The sequence below is a fragment of the Youngimonas ophiurae (nom. illeg.) genome, from assembly GCF_049803795.1.
In the GTDB taxonomy this organism is placed as follows: domain Bacteria; phylum Pseudomonadota; class Alphaproteobacteria; order Rhodobacterales; family Rhodobacteraceae; genus Thalassobius.
Genome location: NZ_JBNAGJ010000008.1, coordinates 1 through 16,150, shown reverse-complemented (window position 1 = coordinate 16,150; position 16,150 = coordinate 1). Strand labels below are relative to the sequence as shown.

The 16,150-nt window shown below is 61.7% G+C and carries 17 protein-coding genes; 7 read left to right on the top strand and 10 right to left on the bottom strand.

Annotation, left to right across the window (positions count from 1 at the left end):
- From ACP15O_RS15210 to ACP15O_RS15200, 3 genes are all read right to left on the bottom strand, one after another.
- Entirely contained in the window at positions 1–1,170 is a 1,170-nt protein-coding gene (locus ACP15O_RS15210; RefSeq protein ID WP_425096975.1) for an FIST N-terminal domain-containing protein, read from the bottom strand.
- A gap of 41 nt (positions 1,171–1,211) precedes the next feature.
- Entirely contained in the window at positions 1,212–1,898 is a 687-nt protein-coding gene (locus ACP15O_RS15205; RefSeq protein ID WP_425096974.1) for a response regulator, read from the bottom strand.
- Positions 1,899–2,038: 140 nt separating this feature from the next.
- Positions 2,039–3,802 (bottom strand): PQQ-dependent methanol/ethanol family dehydrogenase, encoded by a 1,764-nt coding sequence (locus ACP15O_RS15200; protein ID WP_425096973.1) that lies wholly within the window; start codon positions 3,800–3,802, stop codon positions 2,039–2,041.
- A gap of 173 nt (positions 3,803–3,975) precedes the next feature.
- Here ACP15O_RS15200 and ACP15O_RS15195 point away from each other — a divergent pair, with 173 nt between their 5' ends.
- Positions 3,976–4,542, top strand: coding sequence for a hypothetical protein (locus ACP15O_RS15195; RefSeq protein WP_425096972.1), 567 nt, complete (start codon positions 3,976–3,978; stop codon positions 4,540–4,542).
- A 1-nt stretch (position 4,543) separates the two neighbouring features.
- On the opposite strand, the gene ACP15O_RS15190 is transcribed toward ACP15O_RS15195, so the two are convergent.
- The 7 genes from ACP15O_RS15190 to ACP15O_RS15160 all read right to left on the bottom strand — a co-directional run bounded on the left by ACP15O_RS15190 (position 4,544) and on the right by ACP15O_RS15160 (position 9,860).
- The gene (locus ACP15O_RS15190) at positions 4,544–4,960 is read right to left on the bottom strand and encodes a c-type cytochrome (protein WP_425096971.1); all 417 of its coding nucleotides are present in this window, start codon (positions 4,958–4,960) and stop codon (positions 4,544–4,546) included.
- 191 nt (positions 4,961–5,151) lie between these two features.
- A complete protein-coding gene (locus ACP15O_RS15185) occupies positions 5,152–5,691 on the bottom strand; it encodes a tetratricopeptide repeat protein (protein ID WP_425096970.1) in 540 nt (179 codons plus the stop codon).
- A gap of 76 nt (positions 5,692–5,767) precedes the next feature.
- Positions 5,768–6,559, bottom strand: coding sequence for an ABC transporter permease (locus ACP15O_RS15180; RefSeq protein ID WP_425096969.1), 792 nt, complete (start codon positions 6,557–6,559; stop codon positions 5,768–5,770).
- The gene (locus ACP15O_RS15175; protein WP_425096968.1) at positions 6,556–7,275 is read right to left on the bottom strand and encodes an ABC transporter ATP-binding protein; all 720 of its coding nucleotides are present in this window, start codon (positions 7,273–7,275) and stop codon (positions 6,556–6,558) included. Before ACP15O_RS15175 ends, ACP15O_RS15180 begins: the two co-directional genes overlap by 4 nt.
- On the bottom strand, positions 7,272–7,724 hold the full coding sequence (locus tag ACP15O_RS15170; protein ID WP_425096967.1) for a cupredoxin domain-containing protein: 453 nt from the start codon (positions 7,722–7,724) through the stop codon (positions 7,272–7,274). The genes ACP15O_RS15175 and ACP15O_RS15170 overlap by 4 nt, the downstream gene beginning before the upstream one ends.
- A 19-nt stretch (positions 7,725–7,743) precedes the next feature.
- The gene (locus tag ACP15O_RS15165; protein WP_425096966.1) at positions 7,744–8,700 is read right to left on the bottom strand and encodes a YVTN family beta-propeller repeat protein; all 957 of its coding nucleotides are present in this window, start codon (positions 8,698–8,700) and stop codon (positions 7,744–7,746) included.
- Positions 8,697–9,860: an ABC transporter substrate-binding protein gene (locus ACP15O_RS15160; RefSeq protein ID WP_425096965.1), complete on the bottom strand. Its 1,164-nt coding sequence runs from the start codon at positions 9,858–9,860 to the stop codon at positions 8,697–8,699. Before ACP15O_RS15160 ends, ACP15O_RS15165 begins: the two co-directional genes overlap by 4 nt.
- A 163-nt stretch (positions 9,861–10,023) precedes the next feature.
- On the opposite strand from ACP15O_RS15160, the gene pedF reads away from it, so the two are divergent.
- The 6 genes from pedF to ACP15O_RS15130 all read left to right on the top strand — a co-directional run bounded on the left by pedF (position 10,024) and on the right by ACP15O_RS15130 (position 16,117).
- Positions 10,024–10,701: a cytochrome c-550 PedF gene (gene pedF, locus ACP15O_RS15155; protein ID WP_425096964.1), complete on the top strand. Its 678-nt coding sequence runs from the start codon at positions 10,024–10,026 to the stop codon at positions 10,699–10,701.
- A gap of 105 nt (positions 10,702–10,806) precedes the next feature.
- On the top strand, positions 10,807–11,628 hold the full coding sequence (locus ACP15O_RS15150) for a substrate-binding periplasmic protein (RefSeq protein WP_425096963.1): 822 nt from the start codon (positions 10,807–10,809) through the stop codon (positions 11,626–11,628).
- A gap of 83 nt (positions 11,629–11,711) precedes the next feature.
- Entirely contained in the window at positions 11,712–12,260 is a 549-nt protein-coding gene (locus ACP15O_RS15145) for an SRPBCC family protein (RefSeq protein WP_425096962.1), read from the top strand.
- Between the two features lie 28 nt (positions 12,261–12,288).
- Positions 12,289–12,774, top strand: a complete 486-nt coding sequence (locus ACP15O_RS15140; RefSeq protein WP_425096961.1) for a (2Fe-2S)-binding protein — start codon at positions 12,289–12,291, stop codon at positions 12,772–12,774.
- Positions 12,775–12,852: 78 nt separating this feature from the next.
- The gene (locus ACP15O_RS15135; protein ID WP_425095920.1) at positions 12,853–15,225 is read left to right on the top strand and encodes a xanthine dehydrogenase family protein molybdopterin-binding subunit; all 2,373 of its coding nucleotides are present in this window, start codon (positions 12,853–12,855) and stop codon (positions 15,223–15,225) included.
- A 109-nt stretch (positions 15,226–15,334) separates the two neighbouring features.
- Positions 15,335–16,117 carry an FAD binding domain-containing protein gene (locus tag ACP15O_RS15130; protein WP_425095911.1) on the top strand — a complete coding sequence of 261 codons (783 nt, stop codon included), beginning with the start codon at positions 15,335–15,337 and terminating at the stop codon, positions 16,115–16,117.
- Positions 16,118–16,150: the final 33 nt, after the last annotated feature.

Sequence of the window (16,150 nt, the reverse complement as noted above, 5' to 3'; positions counted from 1 at the left end):
TCAGCGCCCTTTCGGCGGGTAGATCGCCACGCCGGTCAGGGTCTGGTTCACATGGCGGGCGTTGATTTGCTCGCCATATGTGGACAGGCCGACGACGTTATATTGCGCCAGTATATTCGACAATTGCCCGGCCAGCTGCATCTGTTCGGCCTCCATCCGGCGGAACACGCAGTCAAAGGCCAGAACGGCATCGGGTTTGCCCTTGGCGGTCAGTTTGGACAGGTGATTGTTCAGATGCGCCACCATATCCGAGGATTCGGCCAGCGTCAGCACCACGCCTTCGTCGATGGCCGAAAAGAAGACCAGATCGCCGTTCGGCTCCATCCGCTGGATCGAGCGCACATGATGCTGCCCGCCGATCCGCACCACAACGGGATGAGCGGCAAAGGTAAAGGTGGTCAGCTGCGCGGGGTCCTTGCCCAGAAGGCGCGCATATTCCAGCGCCGCAGGCTCGGCGTTGATTTCATGCACCACGCGGCGGGCCGGATCGGCGCCCGTAACGACCATGCGCTGTTCGGTGGGCAGCAGGTGGTCGGTGTTGAAGACCTCGATCTCGCAATCTGTGCGCATCTGCACAACCAACGCGGCGTTCTGCCGGGCCACCCCATCCCAGAGCACATAAGTCTGCTCGAACCTGTCCCCATCGCCCGCGCTGCCGCCGAACAAAGGCACAGGCCCCACGCCCATGGACAAATGCGCGGTCAGCTCGTCCTCGTGCATGGTCAGCCCGTCCACCAGCAGCATGGCGCATTCGGACATCCAGTCAGGGGTTTCGCGCGCCATATCGTTGCGCCCGCGGATCAGTTCGCTGATCAGTTCCTGCTGGTCGTAATTGTCCAGATCCTCGATCACCATGACACGCGTGCAGAAATGTTCACGCGGGAGCCCCACGGCGACGATCTGATTTTCGGTATAGCCCTGGCTGCACAGCTCTCCGGCAGAGGAGCAGCCGACAACACGGGCCGGGGCAAAGCGTTCGTGCGCCATGGCGGCAATCGCACGGATGTCGGCCGCAGGCGAGACAAACAGAATCACCAGATCCAGATCCTGCGGACAGAGCGTATCGGCAAGATGCTGCACGGCATGAGGATCGCGCGCATCGGCAAAGGCCGAGCGCACAATGTCATACACACCAGCAAGCGCCCCAGGCGGGTCGCGGCTTAGCTCCATCAGGTTCTCCTCCCAAACGTAACCTGTGGATGGTACGCGTCTCAGACGCGGTCTTGCAACACGTTGTTAAAGCTCGTTTCCTTGGCGATCAAAACGGCCTGGGTGCGGCTTTGCACGCCCAGTTTGCGCATGATCGCGGTGACATGAGCCTTCACCGTGGTTTCGGCAATCGACAGGTCATAGGCGATTTGCTTGTTCAGCTTGCCCTCGCAGATCAGTTGCAGGATGCGGGCCTGTTGGTTGGTCAACGAGGCCAGCCGTTCCAGCGTGTCGCTCTGGCTGGGGGCGGTTTCGGGATCCAGCAGCATATAGCCGGCCGGAATGAAAATGCCGCCATTGCGCAGCACGTCAAAGGCCGCCTGGAACACTTCGCGCTGGCTGTGTTTGGGCACGAACCCGTTGGCCCCGGCATGGATCACGCCGCTGATCACGCGGTTATCGGCCATCGAGGACACCACAACGATCGGCGCCTGCGTGGCATTGCGAATGCGCACCAGCCCGTCCAGCCCGTTCACATCCGGCAGGTTCAAATCCAGCACCACCACATCCGGAGAGCCCTGCTCTTCGATCTTGGCGATGCCCTCTTGCAGGGTGGCGGCGGTTTCGATCTTGCTGATGCCGGCGCTGGAATGCAGCGTCATCGACAGCGCGTCACAGAACAGGGGGTGATCGTCCACGATCAACGCCGAGCTGAAAGTCTTTGCCTTTGGGGCGCCTGGAATGTCCATAGCCATATTATGCCTTGTTCTGTGCTCTTGGGAAAAGGCTAGCAAAGGGGGGGGCGCGATCCTAGGTACCTAAAAGTCGTATAATGCAAACGCGCGCCCGTCAGGGGCGCGCGCAGCAGGATTTCAATGGGATCAGAGCCTTAGTTCTGGGCCATCTGGCGCGGAACCTTGAATGTCCAGACCATGCCACCCTGGTTCAGATAGTTGACCTTCTTGGCCACTTCGCCGCCCCACAGAGGCACAGCGCCGCCCCAGCCGGACACGATCGAGACATATTGCTCGCCGTCCATTTCCCAGGTGATGGGCTGACCCACGATGCCCGAGCCCGTCTGGAACGACCACAGCTTTTCGCCGGTTTCGTCATCCAGGGCGATGAACTCGCCCTCGGGGGTGCCAAAGAACACCAGGCCGCCGGCGGTGGTCATCACGCCGCCCCACAGGGGTGCGTCGTTCTTGAATTCCCACTTCCATTCGCCGGTTTCGGGATCAATCGCCTTCAGGCTGCCGATGTGATCTTCGTAGTTGGGCTTGATGGTAAAGCCCGCACCCAGATAGGCGGCGCCTTTCTTATAGGTGATCGGCTCGTTCCAGATGTCCATGCCCCATTCGTTGCTGGGCACATAGAAGTTGCCGGTTTTCTGGCTGAACGCCATCGGCATCCAGTTCTTACCGCCCAGGAACGAGGGCGAGGCAAAGATCACTTCGCCCTTTTTACCGTCAGCCGAGGCGGCCGGGTTGCCGGGGCGGTTTTCCTCGACAAAGATCGGGCGGCCGGTTTCGTCAATGCCGCTGGCCCAGCTGATGTCCTTGACGAAGGGGCTGGCCGAGACAAAGGCGCCATCTTCGCGGTTCAGCACGTAGAAATAGCCGTTCCGGTCGGCGGTGGCGTAGCGCTTGTTGCCGCTGCGATCGGTGTAGGCGACAACCTCGTTCACACCGTCATAGTCCCAGCCCTCACGCGGGGTGGTCTGGAAGTGCCACTTGATTTCACCGTTTTCGGGGTCGATGCCCACGCGGCTGGCCGCATAGAGGTTATCGCCCTTGTTGCCATCGACCGGGGTGCCCGCGTTGCGCAGGTGGCTGTTCCACGGGGCAGGGTTGCCCGCGCCAAACACCAGCGTATCGGTGTCCGCGTCATAAGAGCCCCCCAGCCAGGTCGCGCCGCCGCCGGTTTTCCACATGTCACCCGGCCAGGTTGCGTTCAGCTCGCCGGTCATGGTGCTTTCTTTGCCCATGTAGGTGCCCATGTGGCCTTCGATCATCGGACGGGTCCAGATCAGATCGCCATTATCGGCGTCATAGGCGTAGACCATGCCCACGATGCCAAATTCACCGCCCGAGTTGCCGACGATGATCTTGCCATCCACGATCAGCGGGGCCGCGGTGTAGGAGTAGCCGGCCTTGTAGTCGGCGATCTTCTTACGCCAGGCGACTTTGCCGGTTTTACGGTCCAGCGCCACGATGCGGGCGTCCAGCGTGCCGAAATAGATGTTATCGCCATAGATGGCCGCGCCGCGGTTGATCACGTCACAGCAGGGCAGGATGCCTTCGGGCAGGCGGGCATCGTATTGCCACAGCTCTTTGCCGGTCATCACGTCGATGGCATACATCCGCGAATAAGAGCCGGTGACATACATCACGCCATCATAAACGATGGGCTGCGCTTCCTGACCGCGCTGTTTTTCGCCGCCCATGCTGAAGGCCCAGGCCGGGACCAGGTTGTCCACGTTTTCCTTGTTGATTGTGTCCAGCGGGCTATAGCGCTGCAGATGACGTCCCATCCCGTTGGTGACCACTTGGTTGGTCATTGTCTGATCGTTTTTCAGATCGCTTTCCGTGACGCCTGCATGGGCAGTGGTGGCTGCCAGAATGCCTGCGGCGGCTGTCATGATAAACCGGTTCATCGGTTCCCTCCCTATAGGGTGATCCAGTGCAGCGCCAAAGCGGACTGCCTGGCGATGTATGCTGCATGGGACATTATCGACCCGCGCTTTGGGGGGCGAAATTGCACAATGGTCGTACGACCTCTGGCCAAGGGCGGGCGCGATCCTATGTGCAGCCATCAGGAGGAGAAAAAATGACAGCAAACTCAATGATCGGCGCTGCTCTGGCGCTGTGTTTCGGGGGGCTGGCCGGCCAGGCTGCGGGGGCCGATCCCCTGAGCGGAGAAAAACATATTTTCGTTCAGGAACAAGGTGGTGCAAGGCAAAGCTTAGGCGCTATCCGATTTGATTCTCAGGACGGTTTCAGCCGCTACACCCTGGTCTGGGATGACGAAAGATTTGCCGACCACTTCCTTTCGATGCGGCCGTTTAAATGTCACGAGGGGCCGCAGAAATACTGGTGCCATGTGCCGTACCCTTATGAAAACCGGCGCCAGGTCCGCGCCGATGATCTGACGGATCTGGAATACGACCTGCTGTTCCTGTGGAAGGGCGCCACGGATTACGGGATCAACATGTGGAACGGGGTGTATTATCGCCTGAAGCTGGATGGCGATCGCATCGTCGGCACGCTGCACGAGATGAACATGGATGTGCTTTCCGCGCCGCCTGCGCCGGGCAATCTGCGCCCGATTTCCGATGAGGATCTGCACGCGGCAGACGCGGACAGCCATTGGCTCCCGCGTCTGGTGATCGAGTAGGTCACTCGCGGATTGCGCTGCCGTCCCGCGTGGTGATCGAGCGCAGATAGGCCAGGATAAAGTCCTGAACGGTGTCGTCCTGAATGCCCACATGGCGCATTTTCGTGCCGGGCATGAAGCCCTGGTTATCCTGCATCCAGGCGCGCAGGGCCGGTTCTGTCCAGACGATCCCCGAGGCCTCAAGCGCCATCGAGTAATCGTAGTCGGGATAGCTGCCCGCCGCGCGGCCGATCACGTTTTCCAGGGGCGGGCCATAGCTGTCGTGCTGGGCGTCGGTGGCATGGCAGCGGCGGCACTCGGCTGCGAACAGCTGCTCGCCCGCGTCTATTTTGACTTTCTCAAAGGTGGCATCGCTGGCAAATGCAGGCAGGGCGAACAGGCCAAGGGCCATGGTCAGGGCAGGAAGGTCGGGTCTCATCATATCCTCCGAAGGGTTTTGATGCGCCGAGATTAGCCCTGTTCAATAGTGGCTTATCTTGATAAAGGTCAATAAAAGCAAAAGCTTACATAGTACTTTGGTCGTACGACCAAAGTCGTAGAAAAGGGGCCGCGCGGGCCCCTTTGTGCTGAAAATGTGCCGAAAGCAAAACTGGTTGGCAAAGCCGGTGTTTAGAACAGCGGCGCGTATTTCCAGTTGTCCGCATCCGGCGTTACCTCGTCCAGATCGTAATCGGCGCCCTGTAGCCGTTTGGCGATTTGCAGCCCCTCGCTGGCCGCCTGATCGACATATTGACGGCCCAGAGCCTCGTTTCTGGCAACGCCGTGGCCGCGCATCAGGTCCAGGCCATAGTTGAACTTGCCCACCGGATCGCCCGCATTGGCGGCCTGAAGATCCCAGTCGGCTGCGGCATCGGGGTTATACTCTCCGCCCAGCCCGTTATTGTCCAACTGGCTCATCCAGGTCATCGCACCGGTATAGCCGGCCTTGGCGCAGGCCTCGAAGAGTTTGCGGGCCAGTTCATGCCGGCCGGATTTGGTGATGTAATATCCGGTGGCGCAGGTGGGCATGTCCAGATGCCCCTGATCCACATTCAGCATGATCCGGCCAAATCCGGTATCCATCGGGTTCAATGTGCCGCCGGGGTCATCCTCTTGCGCGGTTGCGGGGGCGGCAAGGGCCAGCGCAGCAATCAGTACATAGGGTTTCATGTCGGATCCTCCTGGGGCCGAGTGTACGGGATTACCCGCCGTTGACGTAGGGGCTCGTGGTCGTAAGACTTTGGTCTTAGCTTTTGCGCTGCAACAACCCGCGCGCCGGATCATAGCCCCACAGCGCCAGCGCCATCAGAATCGCGCCTGCCAGACAGGTCCAGCCAAGCGCGGGCAGGTTCACCTGACCATAGAGCGCAAAGCGGATCAGCTCGACCGCGTGGGTGAACGGGTTGGCCGCGCAGATATCGTGCAGCAGCCTGGAGCTTTCGGCCATTTTCCACAGCGGGTACAGCGCCGAGGACAGAAAGAACATCGGGAAGATGACGAAATTCATCACCCCGGCGAAATTCTCAAGCTGTGAGATGGTCGAGCTGAGCGCCAGCCCCAGCGCCCCCAGCATCAGCCCCGTGATCAGCAGCGCGGGCAGGACAGCCACATAGCCAACCGCCGGAAAGCTGATCCCATAGAGCGCGGCCAGCCCCAGGAACGTGTAGACCTGCACCGCCGAAATCACCGTCGAGGCGATCAGCCGGCACAGCAGCAGCCACCATCGGGGCAGGGGGCTGGTCAGCAGCAGCCGCATCGAGCCCATCTCGCGGTCGTAGACCAGGCTCAGGCTGCTTTGCATCCCGTTGAACAGCACGATCATCCCGCACAGGCCGGGCATGATGTAGATGTCATAGGTGATGTAGGTTTCATAGGGCGGGATGATCGACAGGCCCAGGGCAGCCCGGAACCCGGCGGCAAAGACGATCAGCCAGACCATGGGCCGCACCAGCGCCGCAATGAACCGCCCGCGTTGCCGCACAAAGCGCAAGGCCTCGCGCAGGATGATCGCGCGCAGGGCAATCAGATAGCCGTTCATGCCGGGGCTCCGGTCAGGGTCAGGAAGTAATCGGCCAAAGGGGCCTGGGCGCGCAGGGCTCCGGCGTGGCCATCGGCCAGAATCCGGCCCTGATGCAGCACGATCAGACGGTCCGTATCGCGCACCTCGTCGGTCAGGTGGGTTGTCCACAACACGGTCAGTCCCTGATCGCGTGCCAGATCGTGGACATGATCTGTGATGCTGCGCCGCGCCTCGGCATCCAGGCCAACGGTGGGTTCGTCCAGCAGCAGAACCGCCGGATCGTGGAGCAGACAGCGCGCGATTTCGGTGCGGCGGCGGTGGCCTCCGTTCAGGTCGCGGGCACGTTCATGGGCGCGCTCGGCCATGCCCAGCCGGTCCAGAGCGGCGTCAATCCGGTGGCGCGCCTGACGCCCCGAGAGCCCGTGCAACGCGGCGAAATAGGACAGGTTTCGATAGACCGTCAGGTCCAGATCCAGCGTGCTCTGCTGGAAAACGACACCGATTTTGGCCAGTGCTTTACGCGGATCGCGGGCCAGATCGTGGCCCGCGACAGAGATTTTGCCATGCGGGGTGGTAAACAGCCGCGTCAGCAGGCTCATCAGCGTGGATTTACCCGCCCCGTTTGGCCCCAGAAGCGCGCAGAATTCGCCCGGACGGACGCTGAAACTGACCTGTTTCAACGCCTGTTTCGGCCCGTAGGCAAAGCTGAGATCCTGAACGCTGAGCCCGCTCACTGAATGGTAATCTCCAGCCGCTGGGTTTCCCCGGTCGAGCCGGGCACCTTCAGGTAATAGCTGCCCGGTTTGATCGCGACAAAGCCGATCTCCATCTCGCCGGCCTCGTCGAATTCCACGGAATCGACGCCCAGAGGACGGATCTCCAGCCCTTCGACCACGATCTCATCCACCCAGATGGCGCGGAAAAACTCAGGGCCCACCAGCGCCAGTTCCTGGCTGCCGTCGCCCTGAATTTCGAATTCATAGTAGGTGCCCGACTTCAGCACCCAGGGCGCATCGGCCAGGGGCATTCCGGCGGACAGGATGACGGGGGGCAGGTCCTGTTTGTTTTTCGAGGACAGGATGCCGGCCATGCCGAATTTCATGTCATCGTCGTCGTCATCGGCCAGGGTGCCGGTGGGCAGGGCCAGAGCGGCCATCACGGCCACGATTGCAGAGAAACGCATTTGAAAAGCTCCCAATTGGTTACGGCCGCAGCGCCGCGCCCCAGGGGAAGCGGCCGACCTTGATGGTTTTGAGGGGTTTACGCTTGGCGACGTCGATCACGGTGACGTCGCCGGACACGCCGTTCGTGGTGAACAGCAGCGATTTGTCGGTGTTAAAGGCCATGTGCCACACGCGGCGGCCGACCAGAATGTAGTCTTCGACCTCATAGGTTTCGGCATTCACCACGGCCACATGATTCGAGGGCCCCAGCGCGACAAAGGCGGTTTTCTCATCGCCGGTGAATTCAAAGCCCACGGGCTGCACGCGGTCAGGGTGAACCCCCTGCACCTTGAAGCGGATCTTGGCCTTCTCGGCCTGGGTGGCAACGTCAAACACGCTGACCGTGCCGCCGATTTCGGCACTGACCCACAGCTCGGACCCGTGGGCGGCAAATTCCGCGTGCCGGGGACGGGAATCGACCAGCGTATTGGCGAACAGCTGCTGGGTTTCGGTGTCGATCCAATGCGCCATATTGGTGGTTTCCGAGGTGGTGATGGCGATCTTGCCATCGGGGCTGACGGCCATGCCCTCGGGTTCAATCCCAACGTCGATCTGAGCGATCACCGTGCGTGATTGCGTGTCCACAACGGTTGTGATCGCGTCATCTTCGTTGGCGATATAGAGGTGCCGGTCATTGGGGTGCAGCACGAATTGTTCCGGGTCTTCGCCCGAGGGCAGGTTGTGCAGGATTTCCCCGGTTTCAGGGTCCATCACCTGCACCGTATCGCTGTCCGAGGCGCAGATATACACGCGCGAATAATCCTGGCTGAAGGTGATCCCGCGCGGGCGTTCCCCCGTGGGGATGGTGCGGGTCACTTCGAGCGTGGCGACGTCGATCACGCTGACCGTGTCGTCCTTTTCATTGGTGACCCAGATTTCTTCGGCGAAGGCCGCGCCGGGCAGGGCCAGAAGGGCAGACAATAGATATGGTTTCATTCGAAAGCCTCACATTTGGTTTCGGGGCGATCCAGCCCCAGCGTGTCCATCTCTGAGACCTGGTGCAGGAACCCCGGCAAAGGTGCCTGCGCGACCAGAGCCTGACCGCTGACCAGCGCAATGGGCTGGCGCAGTTGGCCGTTCCATGGACGGAAGGACAGGGGCCGGCCCTTGAAACCGGCCAGTTGGAAAGTCTCAGACAGCAGATAGGCGCGCAGGGTCGCTGGATCCGAGCTGCCGGTACGGGTTGCGGCCTCGGACAGGCTGCGGATCGCGGCCCAGGCGGCATAGTCTTCGGGCTGCATGGCGCGGCCGCTCTGTTCGTGAAAACGGTTCTGCATCTGCACCGCGCCCCATTGTTCCACCACCCGGTCCCAGGCCACCGGCACCAGCGCGGTCGAGCCCGCCACCGGCCGCGGCAGCCAGGTGTTAAACGGGATGTAGCGGGCGAAATCATTCAGCTCGTCCGCGACCAGCAGCAGATCGTATGTGCCCAGATCCTGCGTGAACAGCGGCACCTCTTGGGCGGCGTTGCGGCGCATGTCGGCATCAAAGGCCCAGGTTTTCTGCGCGCCGATTTTCAGTCCGAATTTGCGGGCGCTACGGTCCAGCGCGTCGGCCCAGGCCTGATCGCCCGGATGCGTGCCCGCGATCAGCGCCAGTTTGCTCCAGCGTTTGGACTGGACGAATTGCATCAGCGCATCGGCCCGCATCGTCTGGCTGGGCAGGGTGTGAAACAGGTTCGCCCGGCAATCCGCATCGCGCAGGGCGGGGCTGGGATCGGTGGCGTTGAACAGCAGCGCATTCTGCGCGCCGGGCAGGTCCGCGATGGCCTGCATTTCAGCCCCCGGCATGTCCAGCACCAGCATCTGCGAGCGCTCCAGCGCCGCGCGGGCGACGGGCAGGATGTCGGCCTGGGCTGCAACCGTGATCAGCTCCAGCGCATATTTATGCCCCAGAAACCGCCCGGTGGTCATGCTGTCGCGGATCGCCAGCTCGGCTCCGGCCTGGCCCAGGTCTTCGGGGGGGGCGGACAGGTTGGACAGGACCGGCGGGCGATCTTGTTCATGGTGCAGGTAGACAATGCGCAAATCTATATCCGCCGTCGCGGTGACAGCGGAATTCGCCAGCAAAAACAATGCCAGTAGCAAGCGTTTCACGAAATATCCTCCCTGATGAGGCCAGCCTAAAGGCACCTTCAGGGGACGTTCCATAGGACCAAAGTCGGGATTCCCGCAGAACCTAAACCAAGGTCGAATATCCCTGGCTGAGGAACACGGGCTAAGACCCGTCACATTCCACAGTTAAGGTGAGGACTTAAGGATGAAACGCACGACTCTGACCGCTCTGGGCCTGATCGCGATGGGCAGCATGGCGCTGGCCCACGGCGATGTGGCCCCGCAGCCCATGAACACCGACGCTCTGCCCGATGTAGGCGAGGAGTGGCTGACCGAGAACCCCTATCGCAGCCTGGGCGATGACGTCTGGCAGGCCGCGATCGAAATCGGCGACAGCGGGTATAATCAGAACTGCGCGCGCTGCCACGGGCTGGGCGTTGTCTCGGGGGGGCTGGCGCCGGATCTGCGCTATCTGGAGGCCGAGGAATTCGGCGATGAATGGTATGTCGAGCGCTTCGTGACCGGCTATACCCAGAACGGGATCACCAAAATGCCGGCCTTTGGCGAATTGCTGGGCCAGAAGGCGGCCTGGGCCATCCGCACCTATATCGAAACCCGCCCCGATGATGGCGAGCTGGATGAATACACCCCCCGCCTGAAGGAAATTCGCGATCAGCTAAGCGCGATGGCCGGCGGGGCAGATGGCGACCGGGACGCGCTGCAAGCAGAATTGCAGGGGATCGCGGATCAGATCGAAACCGGCTCGGGCGCACCGCTGGCCGACAGTGTGGCCTATCGCGCCGCGCGCCTGATTTCGGGTGACGCGCCGGATTATGCGGGCGCTGCCGAGCAACTGACAATCGGACTTTCCGCAACTCACTAGCGGAAAGGCAGGGGGCACATGGTCAGAACGTCTCTCTCCCTCGGACTCTTCGCGAGTCTCTCCTTCCTCGCCGGGACCCATGCCTCGGCCAGATGTGAGGACTATGTGCCCCAGGCAAAACCTCAGAATGCCTCACGCGATATTGTGGGGCAGGATCTGGATACGATCCGCGAACGCGGCTTCATGACCTTCGCCGCCTACGAGGATTTCGCCCCCTGGTCCTATGAGGAGAACGGCCAGATCAAGGGCGTGGACATCGAGATCGGCCGCATGATCGCCGCCGATCTGGGGGTCGAGGCACGGTTCAATCTGGTCTCGGCGGGCGAATCCCTGGACGCGGACCTGCGCAATTGGCTCTGGAAGGGGCCGATTGTGGGCGGGTCGGTGGCCAACGTGATGCTGCACGTGCCCTATGACAGCGAATTTGCCTGCCGGATCGAGCAGGTGGTCTTTACCGGGCAATACCACGTCGAGGAAATCGCGATTGCCTACCGTAAGGACGCCTATCCCGAGCCCGATGAAAAACCGATCCCGGCCTATTTCCGCTTTGACAAGGTCGCGGTTGAAAATGACTCGATCGCTGATTTCTACCTGTCCTCCTTTCCCGGCGGGCAACTGGCCGCGAATGTCTATCGCTATGCCAATTACGAACAGGCCATGGGTGGGCTGGACCGGGCCGAGACAAAGGCCGCGATGGGCCCGCGTGCCCAACTGGAATTCAGCCTGACCGAGGCGATGGACATCCATACCCCGCCGTTGCCGGGCTTTGGCGTGGGCAAATGGACGGTGGGCGTGGGCGTGCATTTCGCGTATCGCCCGCTGGCCTATGCGGTGGATGATGCGATCTATTCGGCCATGCAGGATGGCCGGATTGCCCGGATATTTGCAGACCATGGTCTGACCTTTACCCCGCCCGATCTGCGCTGACGCGACCTTTCTAGGCCTTTGGTCGAATAGCTTTGCCTCTGGTTTCGGGCCTTACTTTTGGTCAGAAGAACAGGAGAATAGCTATGGAACTTAAGGATACTCGCGAGATCTCCGCCCCCCGCGCCGCGGTGTGGCAGGCTTTGCTCTCGGCTGATGTCTTGAAAGAATGCGTGCCCGGCTGCCAGGAAATGACCGGCTCGGCCGCCGACGGGTTTGAGGCGACGGTGGTGCAGAAGGTCGGCCCGGTCAAGGCTACTTTCAAGGGCGCTGTGACCCTTTCGGATATTGTCGAAGGCGAAAGCCTGACCCTGTCCGGAGAGGGCAAAGGAGGCGCGGCCGGCTTTGCCAAAGGCGGCGCGCAGGTGTCGCTGGCCGATAACGGCACCGGCACCCTTTTGACGTATGAGGTGGACGCCAAGGTTGGCGGTAAACTGGCCCAGCTGGGCAGCCGTATCATCGACAGTTTCGCCAAGAAAATGGCCGATCAGTTCTTCGAGCGTTTCCAGACCGCCGTTGAGGGCGACCCCCCCGAGGAAACCACTCCGGCCCAGGCAGTGGCCGCCGCCGCAGAGGAAACGGTGCAGCAGGCCGCCCCTAAGAAAGGTCTGCTGAAACGGATTTTTGGCGGCTGATACGAAGATTTGCTTCAGGGAGGATGCAATGACCAAAGTTACAATGACAGTAAACGGAATATTTCATATTTCTGATGTTGAGAGTCGGACGTTATTGGTTGATTTTTTGCGTTTTGGTTTGGGTTTGAGTGGGACGCATGTTGGGTGTGACACGTCGCAATGTGGGGCCTGTGTTGTGCATGTTGACGGTGTTGCGATCAAAAGCTGCACGATGCTTGCGGTTGAGGCGGATGGGTCAGAAGTTTCGACGATTGAGGGCCAGGCGTCTGCGGACGGAACGCTGAGCGTTTTGCAGCAGGCGTTTCAGGATCATCACGGTTTGCAATGCGGGTTCTGCACGCCTGGGATGGTGATGTCTGCGGCGGCGTTGCTGAAGGACAACCCCAAGCCCACTGAGGCCGAGATCCGGCATCATCTGGAGGGCAACATCTGCCGCTGCACGGGCTATCACAACATCGTCAAGGCGATCATGGCGGCGTCCGGTCAGGACGTGGGTGCCGTGGCGGCAGAATGAAGAGCGCAGCATAAATCACTGATTACAGGACGATTTTCTCAGGGAGGAGAGATCATGCCCAAAGACATGCCCAAGGACATGCCCAAGGCGGGCGGCATCGGCGACAGCACGAAACGGCGCGAGGACGTCCGTTTCCTGACGGGGGCCGGCAATTACACCGATGACATCAACATTCACGGCCAGACCCACGCGTATTTCCTGCGCTCGGATGTGGCGCATGGGCGGATCGCGCGGCTGGACACGGCCGCGGCGTCGGCGCTGGAGGGGGTGGTGAAGATCTTTACCGCTGCCGATTTTGCGGCGGCGGGCGGCATCCCGTGCGGCTGGCAGGTGACGGACCGCCATGGCCAGCCGATGCAGGAACCCAAACACCCGATTCTGGCCGAGGGCAAGGTGCGCCATGTGGGCGATCCCATCGCGGTTGTGGTGGCCGAAACCCTGGAACAGGCGCGCGACGCGGCCGAGGCGATCGAGCTGGAGATCGAAGAGCTGGAGCCGGTGCTGAACATGAAGGAGGCGCTGAAGGACGGGGCCACCAAGGTGCATGAGGATCTGAGCTCAAACCTTTGTTATGACTGGGGATTTGTCGAAGAAAACCGCGAGGCCGTGGACGCGGCCATCAAGTCGGCCCATCACGTCACCACGCTGGAGCTGGTCAACAACCGCCTGGTTCCCAACCCGATGGAGCCGCGCGTGGCCGTGGGCCATTATGCGCGCGCCAATGACGAATATACGCTCTACACCACCAGCCAGAATCCGCATGTGATCCGGCTGCTGATGGGGGCCTTTGTGCTGTCCATTCCGGAACATAAACTGCGGGTCGTGGCGCCCGATGTGGGCGGGGGGTTTGGCTCGAAGATTTACCACTATGCCGAAGAGGCCTTTGTGACCTACGCGTCCAAAGTGGTGAACCGGCCGGTCAAATGGACCTGCTCGCGCTCCGAGGCGTTCATCTCGGATGCGCATGGGCGCGATCACGTCACCAAGATCGAACTGGCGATGGATGAGAACCACAAGTTCACCGCCGTGCGCACCGATACCTATGCCAATATGGGCGCGTATCTAAGCACCTTTGCGCCGTCGATTCCCACCTGGCTGCATGGCACGCTGATGGCGGGCAATTACACCACGCCGCTGATCTATGTGAACGTAAAGGCGGTGTTCACCAACACGGTGCCGGTGGATGCCTATCGCGGGGCCGGGCGCCCCGAGGCGACCTATCAGCTGGAACGCGTCATCGACAAGGCCGCGCGCGAGATCGGCATGGACCCGGCCGAGCTGCGCCGTCTGAACTTCATCAAGCCCGAGCAGTTCCCCTATGACACGCCCGTGGCGGTGACCTATGACACCGGCAATTACCACGCGACCTTGGATAAGGCGCTGGAGATGACGGATTATGCGGGGTTTGACGCGCGCGCAGCCGAATCCAAAGCGCGCGGTAAGCTGCGCGGTTACGGCCTGGCGCATTTTATCGAGGCTTGCGGGATTGCGCCGTCCAATCTGGTGGGCCAGCTGGGCGCGCGGGCGGGGCTGTATGAATCCGCCACCGTGCGGGTGAATGCGACCGGCTCCATCAGCGTCTTTACCGGGTCCCACAGCCACGGGCAGGGGCACGAGACGACCTTTGCGCAGGTCGTGTCGGAAATGATCGGGATTGATGTCAGCCAGATCGACATCGTGCATGGCGATACCTCGAAAACGCCAATGGGTATGGGGACTTACGGGTCTCGTTCCATCGCGGTGGGGGGCTCGGCCATGGTGCGCGCGACCGAGAAGATCATCAACAAGGCCAAGACCATCGCCGCGCATCTGCTGGAGGCCTCGGAGGCGGATATCGAGCTGAAAGACGGCCAGTTCAGCGTGGCGGGCACGGATAAATCCGTGGCCTGGGGCGATGTGACCCTGGCGGCCTATGTGCCGCATAACTACCCGCTGGAGAACCTGGAACCGGGGCTGGAGGAGACCGCGTTTTATGACCCCAGCAACTTCACCTATCCCTCGGGCGCCTATGTCTGCGAGGTCGAGGTGGACCCCGAGACCGGCAAGGTGGACATCCTGGCCTTCACCGCGGCGGATGATTTTGGCAATGTGATCAACCCGATGATCGTGGCCGGTCAGGTGCATGGCGGCGTGGCGCAGGGCATCGGCCAGGCGCTGCTGGAAAACACCGTCTATGATGAGAACGGCCAGCTGCTGACCGGATCCTTCATGGATTACGCGATGCCGCGGGCCTCGGATGTGCCGTTTTACGATGTGGATCATTCGTGCCAGACGCCGTGCACGCATAACCCGCTGGGGGTGAAGGGCTGCGGCGAGGCCGGGGCGATCGGCAGCCCGCCGGCGGTGGTGAATGCGGTGATCGATGCGTTGCAGCGCGGGGGGTACCGGGTGGATCACATCGACATGCCGGTCAGCCCGTCGCGGGTCTGGGAAGCGATGCAGGGGGGCTGAGGCTTTGTTTTGGGGCGGCGCGGCGGGTGCGGCGCCGCCGCAATGAGTATTTATGGAACAAAGAAGCGGGTTGGGCTGTGGCTCTGGGCGCTTTGGGAGGAGAAACGAGATGTATAATTTTGACTTTGTGGCGCCCGGATCGGTGGCCGAGGCTGTGGAGGCTTTGAAGGATGAGGAGGCGCTGGCGCTGGGGGGTGGACAGACCCTGCTGCCGACGATGAAGCAGCGGCTGGCGATGCCTTCGGCGCTGGTGCGTCTGGCGGGGATTGCCGAGATGCAGGGGGTGACCTCTGCGGACGGTGTGCTGCGCGTGGGGGGCGCGAGCACTCATGCGACTGTGGCGGCCGAGGCGGGGGCCTATCCGGCGCTGGCCGCGCTGGCGGGGGGGATCGGCGATCCGGCGGTGCGCAATCGCGGTACGATTGGCGGGTCTGTGGCGAATAACGATCCGGCGGCGTGTTATCCTTCGGCGGTTCTGGCCTCGGGGGCGGTGGTGGTGACCTCTGCGCGTGAGATCGCTGCGGATGCGTATTTTGACGGGCTGTTCGGCACCGTGCTGGAGGAGGGCGAGATCATCACCGCGGTGCGCTTTCCGATCCCGCAGGCGGCCAGCTATCAGAAGTTCGAGCAGCCGGCCTCGCGGTTTGCGCTATGCGGTGTCTTCGTGGCGAAGTTTGCCGATGGCGTGCGCGTGGCGGTGACCGGGGCGGGCAATGACGGCGTGTTCCGCTGGACCGAGGCCGAAGCGGCGCTGAGCGCCGACTTCAGCGCAGGCGCAATCGACCCGCTGAACCTGCCCGGAGAAGAGATGATCGCAGATCTGCACGGATCGGGAAAATACCGCGCCCATCTGGCAAAAATACTCACAATACGCGCCGTAAAAGCATGCTGAAGGAAAATGAAAAGGGTCCATTGGGGCCCTTTT